This is a genomic window from Haloarcula pelagica, from assembly GCF_030127105.1.
GTDB lineage: Archaea > Halobacteriota > Halobacteria > Halobacteriales > Haloarculaceae > Haloarcula > Haloarcula pelagica.
The window spans coordinates 371,620-386,213 of record NZ_CP126162.1; the positions used below are offsets into that span (position 1 = coordinate 371,620).

Consider the following 14,594-nt stretch of genomic DNA (forward strand, 5'->3'; position numbering starts at 1 on the left):
GACGGCTATGTACGAACTGTCCGTCTCCCGCGATTTCGTGGCCCAGCACTTCCTGACGGTGCCGGACCCCGGGCCGGAGGGGGAAGTCCACAGCCACCACTACGAGGCCGACGTGCGCTTCGCCGGCCCGGAACTGGGTCAGTACGGCTACCTCCTCGACATCGACGACGTTGAGGCGGTCCTCGACGGCCTCGCCGACCGGTACCGGGACGAACTGCTGAACGATATCCCTGCCTTCGAAGGCAACCCGAGCGTCGAGCGGTTCGCACGCGTGTTCGCCGACGAGGTCGCCGCCCGCCTCGACACCACGACACCGGAACGGCTCACGGTCCGGATGTGGGAGGACGACGTGGCCTGGGCCAGCTACGAACGGTCGCTGTGACGATGGACCACGCACAGGCCCGCTATCTCGAAGCCAAGCGGACCGTCGACGAGCGCGCGCTCGACCGGCTGGTCCGGGACGAACTGCTCGACCGGCTCCCGCCTTCACCGTCGGTCGTGGAGTTCGCTGCCGGGACCGGCGTGACGGTCCCGCGCCTGCTGGAGTGGGGCGTCGAGCCGTCCTCCTACGTCGGTATCGAGCAGGACGCCGACCTCGTCGACTACGCCTGCGAGACCCGCGCCCTGGACCTCGACGAGCGCGGCTATCCGGTCACAGGGACCGACGAGGGGTTCTCGGTCGGAGCCGACGAAGCCGTCGACGTGCGGTTCGTCGCCGGCGACGCGACCGCCGTCGCGGACGGGGACGCCGACCTCGTGGTCGCCCAGGCGTTCGCCGACCTTGTCGACCACGGAACCCTGCTGGACGCGCTCGACCGCGCCGTCGGGGACGACGGGCTGGCCTATCTCCCGATCACTTTCGACGGCGGGACGCTGTTCCAGCCCGACCACCCCGCCGACGACCGGATCGAGCGGGCGTATCACGACAGTATCGCCGAGCGGCCGGGCCGGGACCCACGGACCGGTCGCCACCTGCTGGACCGGTTCCGAACGGCGACGGGGGAGTTACTCGCCGTCGGGGGTTCGGACTGGATCGTTCGCCCCCGCGACGACGGCTACCCGGCCGACGAGCGGTACTTCCTGAGCTGTCTCCTCGATTTCGTCGCCGACGCTCTCGACGGGCGCTCCGTCGACGGAACCGGAGACTGGCTCTCGAGCCGCCGACAGCAACTCGCCGACGGGAAGCTCACGTACGTCGCTCACCAGTACGACCTGCTGTACGCACCGTAGCACAGGAAGAACCGGGCAGTCACGGCTTGGGCCGCGGGCACCTCACTCGCGCCGGATGAGCAGGACCAACACGCCCAGCAAGAGGACCTGCGCGATCTTGTCGATCGCACCGAGCGTCCCCACGTCCGCCGGGAACGCCTTCGGCCCCGCGACGAAGTTCACGTAGTACCAGAGGACGATCTGGCCGGCGGTAAACGGGAGCCCCAGCCGGTAGACGAGCCCGCGGCGGACGTTCGCGACCACCGCGACGCTGGCGAGGACGAACACCACTCCGGCGAACAGGAAGGACAGCCCCAGCGGACTCGGCGCGAAGGAGACACCGAGTTGGAGGTGGATGAGTCCGCTGACGAGCGCGAGGGCGATTCCCAGGTAGTGCAGCGGCTCCAGCGTGTCGAGATCGACCAGTCCGGACTCCGTCGCCGTACTCATATCCGGTGATGGAACCGGACGAGAATAAATGGTCGGCCGGGATCGCTCCGCCCGTCGGCCGCGAGCGCCGCTGGTGCACGCGGGATATGTCGAAAATGTAATGATAGGGGGAGTTACACGAGGGAAACAGCATCGAATCGGCTCCTATTCTATCACGTGGCAGTCACGGAACATGAGGATTCATTGTGCTTCATAGAAACATCCCGCGCATGGGTGAGACAGAGCGTGCGGAGGACCCAGCGCGTCGTACGCTCGATCGAGTGGTGGACCCGGTGATCGGATTCGACGCCGATCTACGGTGTTCGTACGTGAACAGGGCGTCGGCGGTCGCGGCTGTCGACGAGACCGATCTCCGGGGGACGCCCCTCGGAGAGCTGTTCCTCACGCCCGCGGGTGTCGAGGCGGTCAGAACGGCCGCCGAGACCGGGCAGCCTCAGACCTTCCAGTGGCACCGCGAGGAGACCGCGACGGAGTACACCGCTCGGGTCCACCCCGGTCCCGACGGCGTCTCCGTCGTCTTCACGCCAACCTCGGCCGCCGTTCCCGACGAGAGCGACGTGGAACCGGCACCATCCGGGGACGGGAACGCCGAGCACGGTTACACGGAGACGGATCGGACGAAACAGCGACTCGAACGGAACCAGCGCCGGTTCGAGGCGGTGTTGAACGACCCGCAGTTGCTGGTCGGGATCGTCGAGCCCGACGGGACGACCGACCACGTCAACGAGGCGGCGCTGGCGCGGGTCGACGCCGACCGCGAGGCGGTCGAGGGCGAACCGTTCCCCGAGACGCCGTGGTGGAACCACGACGAGGACCTCGTCGAGGACGTGACCGAATGGCTCGACCGGGCTGCCGAAGGGGAGTACGTCGAGTTCGACGCGGTCCATCCGGGACAGGACGACGGCGAGGTGGTCGTCACCGGCACCGTCAGACCGGTCGTCGACGACACCGGCGAGGTGGAGTCGCTGATCGTCTCGGCGCGTGACATCACCGAACGGCGCTCTCGGGAGGTGCAACTGGAAGAGGCAGAGCAACGGCTCGACGCGATCGTCCAGAACACGTCCGAGGCAATCTTCATCAAGGAGGCGACGGGCGAGTACCGGTTCATCAACGAGGTCGGTGCGGACGTGTTCGGGTTAGAGCCGGAGGCGGTCGTCGGGAAGACCGACGAAGAGCTGTTCGAGGCGCCAAGCGCCGCCGCCATCAGGCGGGACGACAGCGCGGTGATGGCGGCCGGCACGCCGTCGACGATGGAGGTGGTCCGGTACGTCGACGGCGAGAAACACGTCTTCATCGACAACAAGTTCCCCTACCGGGACGAGACGGGCGAGGTGGTCGGACTGATGGGTGTCAGCCGCGACATCACCGAGCGGAAGGACCGCGAGCAGGAACTCGAAGCGACGAAGAACACGCTCGCGGCCGTCGTCGAGTCGGCGCCGAACCCGATCGTCATGCTCGACAGCGACCACCGCGTGACGCTGTGGAACGAGAGCGCGACACAGGTGTTCGGCTGGACCGCGGACGCGGTCGTCGGTGAACCCGCGCCGTTCGTCCCGGAGCAGCGCCGCCCACAGTTCGAGCGGATACTCGATTCGGTCGACGAGCAGGGGACGATCCACTCGACGGAGACGGTCTGTCGAGCGAACGACGGCGACCGGATCGATGTCAGCCTCTCGCTGACCACTGTCGAGACAAGCGAGGGGACGGAGTATCTGGCGATCCTCGAAGACATCAGAGAGCGAAAGAGCTACCAGCGAGCGATCGAGGCGCTCCACGACGCCACGCGGGACCTCATCGACGCCGACTCCAGACGCGAAGCCGCCGAGCGAACCGTCGACGCGGCGAACGAACTGCTCGGGTTCGAGGCCCCGACCGTCTGGGTCCCGACCGAGAGTCACGACGGTCTCGAACTGGCGGCCCACTCCGATACACTGGCACCCCACCTCCCCGACGACCCCGTGACACACGATCGCGGCGACTGGCTCTGGGAGCTCTACGAACAGGAGGAAATCGAGATCCTGGACACTCTTCAACGGGACGAGATCGCGCCCAACAGACCGCTCGGATCGGCGATCTTCGTCCCGCTTGGATCGTACGGGATTCTGTCGTGTGCAGCGCTCGAACAGCGCACGATCACCGACGATCAGCGGTATCTCGCCGAGACGCTCGGGCAGAACGCGACGACGGTCCTAGAGAGTCTCGACCGCAAAGCGACGCTCAAAGACCAGCGCAACGACCTCGAAATGCTGGACCAGATGGTCCGCCACGACATCCGCAACGACCTCCAGGCGGTGTTTGGCTACGCCGACGCCCTCAAGCCCCGCGTCGACGAGGGCACGCAGGAGACGCTCGACCGTATCCTCGCGAACACGGAGTCGGCGGTCGAACTGACGCGATCCGCTCGGGAACTGGCTGAAGTGATGTTACAGGACGATGCGACCGCCGACCCAATCCCGCTCAGGCGAACGCTCCGGGGGCAACTCGACAACGTCCAGCGGGCCCACAGCAACGTCGAAGTGTCGATCGAGGAGTCGATTCCGGGCATCCACGTCCGGGCGAACGAGATGCTCCCGTCGGTGTTTCGGAACCTCCTGACGAACGCGGTCCAGCACAACGACAAGGAGACCGTCGAGATCGATGTCGCCGCGACCGAACGATCGGACTCTGTCGTGGTCGAAGTCGCCGACAACGGCACTGGGATCGACGAGACGCGGAAAGACACGATCACCGACGAGGGCGAAACCGGGCTCGACAGCACCGGTACCGGGATCGGCCTGTATCTCGTCCAGACGCTGCTCGACACCTACGGTGGCGACCTCCGGATCGACGACAACGAGCCCGAAGGGAGCGTCTTCACCGTCGAACTCCCGAAAGCGGAGTCGGCGACCCCCTGAGCACCGGACGATCGGGCCGGTTCGGCGACCCGACGGCGTCCCGCTCGGCGGTCACTTCGCGAAGTAGCTTGTGAAGAACCCGGAGAGAAAGCCCGTGATCGCGACTGCCAGTGCCACCTCGCTCAGCTCGTACGGGCCGCCGTCGTCGTCGGCCATCGCGACGGTGATGGCGACGCTGATAACCAGTGAGACGATTCCGTTCAAGAGGTCTGTCGCGAGTCCCATACCGGCAGTTCGGGCTCGATACACATATACGGCCGTGCCGGGACCCGGACGGGTGTGGCTGCCCCGCGGCCGTCGACAGCGCCCGCCTCCGGCGCCAAACCGGTTTAGGCGGGCAGTCCTAAGCCGCGGCCGATGACCGAGGTGTCCACCGCAGCCGTGACCGCGTCGTGTTCCGAAGCCATCCCCGACGAGTCGTCCAGTGGAGCCGATGAGTAGCGCGCTCTCGACGCTGCTCACACGGATCCTCGCGCTCGACGCGGCGATGGTCGACCTGGTGCTCGCGATCCGTCATCCGGTGGTGACGAAGCTCATGACCTCCGTCACCGGGCTCGGATCGGCGTCGGCGGTCGTCGTCTTCCTCGGGCTCTGTCACGTCGCGGGCTGGCGCCGAGAACTGCGAGTCGGGGCGATAGCGATGCTCTGCTCGGGGGTCGTGGTCGTGTCTCTGATGGCGCTCGTCCAGCGCCCGTTCCCGCCCCAGCCGGTCTGTCTCACCGACGGAACCGGCGTCGCACCACACTCGTTTCCCTCCGGCCACGCGGCCGCGGTGACGGTCTACGCGCTCGTCGCTCGGGAGTCGACACGGCTCCCGGGCGGTGTCGTCGCCGGCCTCGCCGCGCTCGTCGCGTTCTCCCGGATCTATCTCGGAACCCACTACCTGAGCGACACCGTCGTCGGCGTCGTGATCGGCGTCGGCGCGTTCCTGGCCGCGACGCGGGCGCTCGACCGAGACGGCTGGCCCGCTCTCGACGGGACCGGCCTGCTCTCCCTCGGCCGTCGTCGGTGATGCCGGCCGCTACCACGGGCACACTCAAGTGCGCGTGCACCGTCCGATAGCGTGTGCTGTTCGTGACGCATCTCGCCGCAGCCGCCCTCCTCGGCCGGTGGTCACGGCTGGCGCCGCTGTGGCTGGTCGCCGGTGCGGCGCTGCCCGACCTCGTCGACAAACCCCTGGCGACTGTCGGCGTCGTCGACCTCTTTCACTCTGTCGGCCACACCGCGCTGCTCGCTCCCCTCGCTGTCGCCGTCGCCGCCACCGGACTGCGAGGGACGGCGGTCGCCGTCGGGTGGGCCTCGCACCTGTTCCTCGACGCCCTCCACATCGTGATCAACGGCCGACCCGGCGACGCGCTGTTTCTGGCCTGGCCGCTCGTGACCCCGCCGGATCCGCTGGCGATCCCGCCCGGCGATTTCTTCTTCTACTACCTCTGGTCACCGTCGTTCTTCCTCGAATGTCTCCTCTGGATCGGCGTCGTGGCTATCGTCGTCTCCGAAGTCCGAACGCGGCGCGAGACTGTCACGCGCGGGGACTGAGGGCACGACCCGGCGCCGGCAGGCCGTGGCTACGATCCGTCGCGTCGTCTGAGGACGACCGGAACGGGACCGCTGGGCTGTGCTGTCATCTGTGGCGAGACGCTCACCGGCTCGGGCGCCTCGATCCGATACCGGGCCAGGACCGTCACCAGCGCGAGCTTCATCTCCAGGCGTGCGAAGTGGCGGCCGATACAGATTCGCGGACCGGCTCCGAAGGGGACGTACTCGTAGCCCCGCTCTCTGGGCGTCGTGTCGGCCCAGCGGTCCGGGCGGAACTGCGCCGGGTCGTCGTAGAACCGGCCGTCACGGTGCATGTTCCAGACCGCGAGCAGGACCTCGCTGTCCGCTGGAATCGTGTGCTCGCCCACGGTCACGTCTGTGGTCGTCACTCGCGGGATGCCATGGACCGGGGGAAACAGCCGGAGCGTCTCGTCGACTACGGCGTCCAGCGACGCCAGGTCCCGTATCTCCGCCAGCGACGGCTCCGCCCCGATCGCGTCGATCTCGGCTGCCACCCGCTCGGCGGGCTCGGGGTTGCGACCGAGCTGGTGGAGCGCGTAGGTCATCGCCAGCGCGGTCGTCTCGTGGCCGGCGAACAACATGCCCACGACCTGATCTATGATCTCCTCGCGATCGAACGCCGACGAGGGATCGTCGCGCAGACTCACCAGTGCCGAGAGGAGGCTGTCCTCGGCCGGATCGGACCCGGCGTCGGCGAGCAGCGACTCGGCCCACTCCCGAAGCTCCGCGGCCCCCCGCCGGAACCGGTACCGGGCCGGCGTCGGGACCCACTGCGGGAGCGCCCACGAGGTCGGTTTGAACCAGAGATTGAGTGCGTGGGCCGACTCGGCGAGGTCGTCGAACTCCTCGGCGGACAGCGACTGTCCCAGGACTACCTCGAAGAGGTTCCGCAGCGCTAGCTGGCGCATCTCCCGATCGAGTTCGAGCCGTTCGCCCGCTTCCCAGCCCTCGACCTGGCGCTCGGTCACTGTCCGGATCGTCTCGGCGTGGTCGCGGATCCGCCGCGGGCTGAAAAACTCCTCCATCGCGTGCCGCTGTCGCTGCCACTGCTCGCCCTCTACCGACAGCAGGGCGTCGCCGAAGGCGATCCGAAAGTCGTCCAGTTTCGCGAACGACTCCCGATCCAGCAGCGCCGTCTCGATGTCCGACGGGCCGGCGAGGACGTAGATGTCACGACCGCACAAGTCCATGACGAACCGGTCACCGACCGACTCGACCGCGTCGCTGACGAACCCGAACGGGTCCCTGGCGAACGACGGCGCGTGGCCGACGACCGGGAACGACGGCGGTGACGGCGGTGCAGTCTCACGCTGCATCACGTGGGCACAACACGCCGGGACTTATCAGCGTACTCGTCGTGACAACCCTGGGTCTCACCCGGTGTAGTCGACGAAGTACCACTCCCTATCGTACCGAGCCAGTCCCACCCTGTCGGCAGCGAGCGGGGCGAGCCGTCCCTGCAGGTCGCTGTACGCGCCCGAATACGGCTCACACTCGCCGTAGGTGCCCTCGGTCGCTTCGGCGACGATCTCCCGCTGCCGATCCGTCAGCGAGTCCAGAACGACGCCGCGCTCGGCCCCGACGACCTCGACGAACCCGTCGCGCGAGGTCGCGACGCGCTCAGCAGACACGGTGGTACTCGTCACGTCGACCGACCGTCGGGCCTCGAACGACAGTCGGAGCAGGACCCCGTCCCACTCCAGATACCGGTCGCTCTCTCCCGGGACGAACACGGACCGCCGGCGCTGTTCCGCCCGCTCGTACGCGAACACGACCGCAAACGAGGTGTAGTGTGGTGCGTGGAGCAGCGTCGGGTTCCCGATCGCGCTCCGGAGCGACGCCCGATCCTGTGGCGGGAGCTTCTCGAACGACCGGATCGGTGTCCCGTCTTCGACTGCCGATTCGTCGACATCGATGGTCACCTGGTACGCCGGGGCACGCACCGACACCGCCTCGCCGGTCGCCGTCTCGACCCGGTAATAGTGTGGCTCCGGACCCGTGACGACGAACTCCGTCGGCGGCGCGGGGGAGTAGTATCCACGGGCGGTCGCCTCGCCGTCGTCGGCCGCGATCGCGTCGGCGACGGCTGTCCGGGTCGCGTGTCCAGTCCCGTCGAGCGGCGTGCTGAACTCGTTCGAGATGTGCGCAGACCTCGCTCTGCGCAGGGACAGTTCCGCCCGGGACGTACATCCGGCCGATCGAGACTCGTCGGTCACACAGCCGGCGACGGCACCGACGCTCGTCGCTCCGACCGCCCGAAGTACCCCTCGGCGGGACCAGTCGTGTGGAGGGCCGTTCATCGTTAGAACTCGATCGGAGATGTCCCGCGCGGTATATAAATTCCGGCGACTCGGCCGCATGAAACGTCCAGATATGTCGATAGAAACGACTGTCATATATCTGTATGTGGGAATATGAGTGTGAAAAGACTTTTCTGGCCCTCAAAAATTTTAAGCAGTGATAAATAACACTCGAAAAAGAAATAAGAAGACAAAAACGGAAGATATGGAGGCAGATACAATCCCCCTCCACCGATCTGAAACGACGGTCCCCGGACCGGACCATCGTGTCGGCGCCGTGCTCTCTCAGCCCTTGATGTTGGCGACCGGCCGCGTCCGGGCGACTCTCGTCCCGATGTCGAGCGCGTCGCTGACGCGGATCACCTCGTCGATGTCCTTGTACGCGCCCGGTGCCTCCTCGGTGAGCGTCCCGCCCGACCGCGCCCGGACGTAGATTCCCTGCTCGCGGAGGGTCCGCTGGAGTTCGTTCGCTGTGTACTCTTTTTTGGCCTGGGTGCGTGACATGACTCGACCGGCCCCGTGAGCGGTCGAGCCGAACGTCAGGTCGAGCGACCGTTCGCCGCCACAGAGGACGTACGACGAGGTGCCCATGCTCCCCGGGATGAAGACGGGTTGGCCCACGTCCCGATACGCGGCCGGGACTTCGGGACGACCGGCCGGGAAGGCCCTCGTCGCGCCCTTGCGGTGGACCAGCACCGTCTCGTCCCCGCCGTCGACGCGGTGGCGCTCCTCCTTGGCGACGTTGTGACACACGTCGTAGACCAGTTCCACGGCGGTACAGTCGAACAGGTCCGCGAACACCTCGCGGACGCCCTGGGTCATCGCCTGTCGGTTCGCCCACGCGAAGTTCGCGGCGGCGTACATCGCGCCCCGGTAGCGCTGGGCGACGGAGTCGGACAGGGGCGCGTAGATGAGCTGTCGGTCCGGCAGCGAGTCCGCGATGTCGGGGAAGGCCCGCTCGAAGCGGCGGATGTACTCGGTGCAGGTCTGGTGACCCAGGCCGCGCGAGCCCGAGTGGATCATCACGACGACCTGGTCCTCCCGGAGCCCGAAGGCTCCGGCCCGCTCGCTGTCGTACACCTCGGCGACGCGCTGGACTTCGAGGAAGTGGTTCCCCGACCCCAGCGAGCCGACCTGGTTGTGCCCGCGCTCCCGCGCCGTCTCGGGTACCGCCGCCGGAGTACCGTCGAGTCGCCCGCCCTCCTCGCAGTGCTCGATGTCCGCTGCGGTCGCGTGGCCGTTGTCGTGCATCCACGCGAGCCCGCGATCGAGGATGCCACGGAGGTCGTCGGCGTCGGTGTCGAGGTAGCCGCCCTTGCCGAGCCCGCACGGGATCGTCCGGTAGAGCGCGTCGACGAGTTCCTGTTCACGCCCCCGCACGTCGGCGACGGTCAGCGGGGTTCGCAACAGCCGGACGCCGCAGTTGATGTCGAAACCCGATGCCGCCCGGGCTGACCACCCCCGTTTCCGTGTCGACGGCCGCGACGCCACCGATGGGGAACCCGTACCCCTGGTGCCCGTCGGGCAGGACGATGGCGAACTTCCGGATGCCGGGGAGTGTCGCGACGTTGCGGCCCTGGCTCAGGGTCAGATCGCCCTCGGCTCGCATCTCCTCGATGAGCGACTCCGAGCCGTACACCCGCAGCGGGACACGCATCTCGCCCGCTCGCGGGACCTCGTAGACGTTCGGTGCAACCTCTGTGAGTTCGATCTGGTCGGTCATGAGTGCCGTATCGTGTGCTACGTTGTCACGAACCGTAAGTACAGGTGGTCCCTGGCTCGGTCCCACCGTCGCGCCGTCCGGCCACCCGACGCAAGTTGGCAACCAATCGATACGAACGGTAATGTGCGAGACGGCCCTATCCGGAGGCATGGCCGATACCAGAGAAGGCCGTGACAAGAAAGGGCTCGACGAAGAGAAGGCCCAGCGGAAACAGGAACTCGCCGAGGAACTCGCCCACGAGGGGGCCGACGAGGAACCTCCGGAAGAGGAGGCCCCAGAAGAGGAAGTAGAGGAGGAAGCAGAGGAGGCCCCAGAAGAGGAAGCAGAGGAGGAAGCTCCAGAAGAGGACGCCGTCGAAGACGAAGCCCAACGGGAGACGCCGGCGGAGTAGCGATCGATCCTGCGGGGCCAGGTATGCCCCTCGCTGCGACGCCCGGTTTTAACCCCCTTCGTCGCGTGGGTTCGAACGACGGCGTATGCCAGCACAACCCAGTCCAACACCGGAACGTATCGACGGCCGGACCCAGCGAGCAGCGGGGCGACCCGTCCCGTTCCCGGTCGATGTCGAGGATCACGGCGGGGAGTTCGTCGTCTCGGCGGACCTCCCGGGACTCCGGAAACAGGACATCGACATCAGCGTCCGCAAAGACAGACTCCGCATCGTCGCGGATTTCGGCGACGACGATGCCGGGCCGTACCGACGGCGAGAGCGCCGCCGGGGGGAACACCAGCGCGTCATCCGCCTCCCCGACCGGGTCGACGAGGCACGCGTCGCCGGCGCGTACGTCGACGGCGTCCTGCAGGTAACGCTCCGGAAGCGAGAGCGACCCAGACGCGTCGATATCGAGTGAACCGGCCCCGATCGAGGCACCGCCGGGCCGGCGCGTCCCTGTGGAGTGTTTAATACGTGGCGTCCCGTAGCTCCGTGTATGGCCGACCAGACCGACCGTACGGTTTCGATCCCGGCCGGGGACGCCCGTCTCGAGGGCGAACTCGTCGTGCCCGCGGCGGGGCGTGGCCTCGTCGTGTTCGCCCACGGGAGCGGCAGCAGCCGACACAGCCCGCGAAACACGTACGTGGCAGAGATGCTCGGCGAACACGACCTCGGGACGTTGCTGTTCGATCTGCTCACCGAAGCGGAAGACCGATCGCGCGAGACGCGGTTCGATGTCGACCTCCTGACCGAGCGACTGCTCGCGGCGACCGACTGGCTCCGCGAGCGCGAGCTGACTGCGTCGCTGCAGCTCGGATACTTCGGGTCGAGCACCGGAGCCGCGGCCGCGCTCCGGGCTGCCGCCCGTCGGGGTGACGACATCGACGCCGTCGTCTCGCGGGGCGGCCGGGTCGATCTCGCGGCCGAGCAGCTCCCGGCGGTGACGGCGCCGACGCTGTTCGTCGTCGGCGGCGCGGACACCGGTGTCCTGGAACGCAACCGCGAGGCCTTCGCCCGCCTCACGTGTCAGAAGGACCTCGCGGTGATCGAGGGCGCCCAGCACCTCTTCGAGGGACCGGGAGAACTGGAGGCGGTCGCCGGCCTCGCGGCCGACTGGTTCGAGCGGTTCCTCTCCTGAGGCGCCGACGGCAGGGACCCCAAGCGGGTGCCCGAACCGGTCCCATTCCCCGGTGTGGTCCGTGGATCGGGCGCGGGGTGATAGCTATTCGATCTCGATTCGGCGTGCCTCTTCGACTTCGAGTTTGGGGAGTGTGACACTCAGAACGCCGTTTTTCATCCGGGCGCTCACGTTCTCCTTGTCGACCTCGTCGGGGAGCCGGATCGATCGGTGCATCGACTCGTGGTGACGCTCCTGGCGGAGGTAGTTCTCTCCTTCCTCCGCCGCTTCCTCCTCGTGTTCGGCCTCGATCCGGAGGGTGTGGTCCGTCACCTCGATGGTCACCTCGTCGCGCTCGTACCCGGGCAGGTCGACGGTCACGACGAACTCCTCGTCGTGTTCGATGAGATCGACGGCCATCTCCTCGAACCCCCGTGTCCAGCGGGTGAGCGGACTATCCGCTCCCCACGAGCGCGAGGACTCCTCGAACTGTCGGTTCATCCGTTCGAACAACTGTTCCAACTCCTGAAAGGGATTGGTGGACGTACTCATTGGTTGGGCCTCCAACACGACAGTTCGCCTCCCAGTACAAATAATTATACGGTCCGAACCACCGACAGGGCGCTCGGTGTCGATTCGCGCCGGCCACTGAAGAGATGTCAGATCCCACATTGAGCCGGCGACGGTAGCCGCTCGGCTATACGCCGGCGCGAACGATGTTGACGGCCGTCCGAAGGAGCTCGCGGCCGGTAAACTCCGTCGGCGCGATCCCGAGTTGTTGGAGCATCCCGAATCGATCGACTGTCCCCCACGTCTCCTTTGCGGTTCCGTCCTCGCCGTAGCGGACGACGTACGTCCCGGTGACTCGCAGCGTCCGTCCGGTCGGTTTGACACCGAGGAACTCCCCGGTGTGATCCCCAGCCATCACCCAGTGGCCGGCGACCATGTTGCCTTCGACGACGACCGGTTCGAAGGTAAACTCGGCGGCTGGAATCCCCTCGACGAGCTGTCGCTGCATCTGCTTGTACTCGCTGTTGGTCAGGTCCTCGCCGTCGATGTGGCCGACCCAATCCGGCGCGTGGTAGTCGTCGATGAAATCGAGGTTGTGCTTCCCGTGGACCTCCTCGGCCCACTGCTGTGGAAACTGTCGATACTGCGCTGTCTGTGACGATTGATCCATACGGTGTCACTCCGTTCTTTCGGGCACGCGCTGTCGGGACCCGACACGCGGATAGGGGGCCGTGCCGTATAGAATCCACACCTGAACCCGGGGGTGGGTTCCGACTGGACGGAGTTGAGCGACGGAGCGGACGCTGACGAGCCAGTCCAGACCGGTAACCGTCAGTTATCCGGGCCGGTCCCGTCGCGACGGCCGATAAGCGGGTGCTAATCGAATAACGAGAGTACATTCGTTATTGTCGAGTAAGCTCGACACACTGTCGGTTCAGCGCTGCTTAGCGCACTTAGTGCGGTTCGAGCCGGTGGAGCTTGTACCGATACCGGCGCTGTTCTTTCGTGACCACGATGTAGTGGTCGTCACCGTCCCGTTCGAACCTATCGAAGTGCGCCCCGAGGTTGCCCGGATTGAGCGACTCCGTGGACCCCTGGAGATCGAAGTACAGCGTCGCGGTCTCGTGGCGCACGTCGTCGACCTGTCTCGCTTCGACCGCGAGCGTCTCGCCGGTTTCACGCGCCTCGATATCGCCGGTCAGTTCCCACGTCTGGTCGCGGTAGCGCAGTTGCGTACCGCCCAGGCTCTCCCAGTGAGCCGTGTGCATACCTGTGCTTCTCGGCGGTCCCTAATCGCTCTTTCGGCGAGTGGCAGTTCCGCCGAGGGACGCCTGTCCCGGCCTGAACGGGGCTCGCTCGCCATCTCACTGACCGAGACCGACAACGAGTCCCGGTCCGTCCCGCTCGAAGGCCGTCCCGAACGGGGCCGAGAGCGATTCCATCCGCTCACGGGACCACTGGACCGTCACGGGATCGGCAGCGTGGACGGCGCAGTCGCGGATCTCGGTCGGTGAGAGCCGGAGTTCACGGGGGGTCCCCGCGTCAGAGACGCCGACTTCGAACAGGAAGCTTCGGTCGTTGCGGAGTCGGCCATCGACCGCGTAGTCGTCGACGAAGTCGCCGGTGTCGTAGAGGATCGGCCGCCCATCGTACACCTCGATTCCCTGGAAGACGTGCGCGCTGTGGCCGTGGACGATGTCGACGCCGGCGTCGACGAGCCAGCGCGCGAACGCCCGGTGGGCCGGGGGTGGCTTCTCGACCATGTTCGGCCCCCAGTGCAGCGAGGCGATCAGCAGGTCGGGATCGGTGGCCTGCGCCCGGGCGAGGGTCTCGGCCACGGCCGCTCGCGTCTGGTCACTGGCCGTGTCGATCTCGACGTGCGCGGTCCCCGGCGTCGTCGCCGTCGCGGCGTATTCGGGCGTGTTGTCGGTCAGCGAGACGAACGCGACGGTCACCCCGTCCACGGCGACCGTCGTCGGCCGGAAGGCCGCGTGCCGGGTCCGGCCCGCGCCGGCGTAGGCGATCCCGCTGTCGGTGAGCCAATCCAGCGTGTCCAGCAGCGCCGGCTCCTCGAAGTCCAACACGTGGTTGTTCGCCAGCGCACAACAGTCGACACCGGCGCGTTCGAGCGCGGGGAGCGCCCACGCCGGATCGGCGCGGAAGTGGAACGCGTGGGGGGTCCGACGCCACGGGCGACCACGGGTCGAGAGGCAGCATTCGAGGTTGACGAACAGTCCGTCGAGCGACGCCAACCGGCCCAGTAGGTCGCCCCAGACCGCCGTCACCGGCCGCTGGCGCTGGCGCTCGTCGACGAGTCGTCCCAGCATCACGTCCCCTGTCAGCCCGATCCGGACGCTCATGTCCGCAGCGTTCGTCCGCCAGCGGCAAATAGCTGTGT

At 67.2% G+C, this 14,594-nt stretch carries 16 protein-coding genes and 1 pseudogene; 8 read left to right on the forward strand and 9 right to left on the reverse strand.

Annotated elements, in window-relative coordinates:
• Positions 1-7: 7 nt before the first annotated feature.
• Together P1L40_RS20505 and P1L40_RS20510 are read left to right on the forward strand one after the other, a co-directional pair.
• On the forward strand, positions 8-382 hold the full coding sequence (locus P1L40_RS20505) for a 6-pyruvoyl trahydropterin synthase family protein (protein WP_284011242.1): 375 nt from the start codon (positions 8-10) through the stop codon (positions 380-382).
• 2 nt (positions 383-384) lie between these two features.
• Complete coding sequence (locus P1L40_RS20510) at positions 385-1,230, forward strand: class I SAM-dependent methyltransferase (protein ID WP_284011243.1); 846 nt, start codon at positions 385-387, stop codon at positions 1,228-1,230.
• Positions 1,231-1,272: 42 nt separating this feature from the next.
• Here the strand turns inward: P1L40_RS20510 and P1L40_RS20515 are convergent, their stop codons facing one another.
• On the reverse strand, positions 1,273-1,659 hold the full coding sequence (locus P1L40_RS20515; RefSeq protein WP_284011244.1) for a hypothetical protein: 387 nt from the start codon (positions 1,657-1,659) through the stop codon (positions 1,273-1,275).
• A 209-nt stretch (positions 1,660-1,868) separates the two neighbouring features.
• Here P1L40_RS20515 and P1L40_RS20520 point away from each other — a divergent pair, with 209 nt between their 5' ends.
• Positions 1,869-4,553, forward strand: coding sequence for a PAS domain-containing protein (locus P1L40_RS20520; protein WP_284011245.1), 2,685 nt, complete (start codon positions 1,869-1,871; stop codon positions 4,551-4,553).
• Positions 4,554-4,604: 51 nt separating this feature from the next.
• Here the strand turns inward: P1L40_RS20520 and P1L40_RS20525 are convergent, their stop codons facing one another.
• Entirely contained in the window at positions 4,605-4,778 is a 174-nt protein-coding gene (locus P1L40_RS20525) for a hypothetical protein (protein ID WP_284011246.1), read from the reverse strand.
• A 208-nt stretch (positions 4,779-4,986) separates the two neighbouring features.
• Between P1L40_RS20525 and P1L40_RS20530 the strand changes: the two genes are divergently transcribed.
• Positions 4,987-5,565 carry a phosphatase PAP2 family protein gene (locus P1L40_RS20530; protein ID WP_284011247.1) on the forward strand — a complete coding sequence of 193 codons (579 nt, stop codon included), beginning with the start codon at positions 4,987-4,989 and terminating at the stop codon, positions 5,563-5,565.
• 53 nt (positions 5,566-5,618) lie between these two features.
• Complete coding sequence (locus P1L40_RS20535) at positions 5,619-6,092, forward strand: metal-dependent hydrolase (protein ID WP_284011248.1); 474 nt, start codon at positions 5,619-5,621, stop codon at positions 6,090-6,092.
• Between the two features lie 29 nt (positions 6,093-6,121).
• On the opposite strand, the gene P1L40_RS20540 is transcribed toward P1L40_RS20535, so the two are convergent.
• The 3 genes and pseudogenes from P1L40_RS20540 to P1L40_RS20550 form a co-directional block, all read right to left on the reverse strand.
• Positions 6,122-7,429, reverse strand: coding sequence for a cytochrome P450 (locus P1L40_RS20540; RefSeq protein WP_284011249.1), 1,308 nt, complete (start codon positions 7,427-7,429; stop codon positions 6,122-6,124).
• A gap of 57 nt (positions 7,430-7,486) precedes the next feature.
• Positions 7,487-8,413, reverse strand: a complete 927-nt coding sequence (locus tag P1L40_RS20545) for a hypothetical protein (protein WP_284011250.1) — start codon at positions 8,411-8,413, stop codon at positions 7,487-7,489.
• 285 nt (positions 8,414-8,698) lie between these two features.
• Positions 8,699-10,136, reverse strand: a pseudogene (locus P1L40_RS20550) (RtcB family protein).
• Positions 10,137-10,284: 148 nt separating this feature from the next.
• Here P1L40_RS20550 and P1L40_RS20555 point away from each other — a divergent pair.
• From P1L40_RS20555 to P1L40_RS20565, 3 genes are all read left to right on the forward strand, one after another.
• On the forward strand, positions 10,285-10,527 hold the full coding sequence (locus tag P1L40_RS20555) for a hypothetical protein (RefSeq protein WP_284011251.1): 243 nt from the start codon (positions 10,285-10,287) through the stop codon (positions 10,525-10,527).
• Positions 10,528-10,612: 85 nt separating this feature from the next.
• The gene (locus P1L40_RS20560) at positions 10,613-10,987 is read left to right on the forward strand and encodes an Hsp20/alpha crystallin family protein (protein ID WP_284011252.1); all 375 of its coding nucleotides are present in this window, start codon (positions 10,613-10,615) and stop codon (positions 10,985-10,987) included.
• Positions 10,988-11,065: 78 nt separating this feature from the next.
• Entirely contained in the window at positions 11,066-11,707 is a 642-nt protein-coding gene (locus P1L40_RS20565) for a dienelactone hydrolase family protein (RefSeq protein WP_284011253.1), read from the forward strand.
• A gap of 84 nt (positions 11,708-11,791) precedes the next feature.
• Here the strand turns inward: P1L40_RS20565 and P1L40_RS20570 are convergent, their stop codons facing one another.
• From P1L40_RS20570 to P1L40_RS20585, 4 genes are all read right to left on the reverse strand, one after another.
• Positions 11,792-12,238 carry an Hsp20/alpha crystallin family protein gene (locus P1L40_RS20570; RefSeq protein WP_284011254.1) on the reverse strand — a complete coding sequence of 149 codons (447 nt, stop codon included), beginning with the start codon at positions 12,236-12,238 and terminating at the stop codon, positions 11,792-11,794.
• A 145-nt stretch (positions 12,239-12,383) separates the two neighbouring features.
• Positions 12,384-12,866 carry an ester cyclase gene (locus tag P1L40_RS20575; protein ID WP_284011255.1) on the reverse strand — a complete coding sequence of 161 codons (483 nt, stop codon included), beginning with the start codon at positions 12,864-12,866 and terminating at the stop codon, positions 12,384-12,386.
• A 283-nt stretch (positions 12,867-13,149) separates the two neighbouring features.
• The gene (locus tag P1L40_RS20580; protein WP_284011256.1) at positions 13,150-13,464 is read right to left on the reverse strand and encodes a hypothetical protein; all 315 of its coding nucleotides are present in this window, start codon (positions 13,462-13,464) and stop codon (positions 13,150-13,152) included.
• A 96-nt stretch (positions 13,465-13,560) separates the two neighbouring features.
• Positions 13,561-14,556: a CapA family protein gene (locus tag P1L40_RS20585; RefSeq protein WP_284011257.1), complete on the reverse strand. Its 996-nt coding sequence runs from the start codon at positions 14,554-14,556 to the stop codon at positions 13,561-13,563.
• Positions 14,557-14,594: the final 38 nt, after the last annotated feature.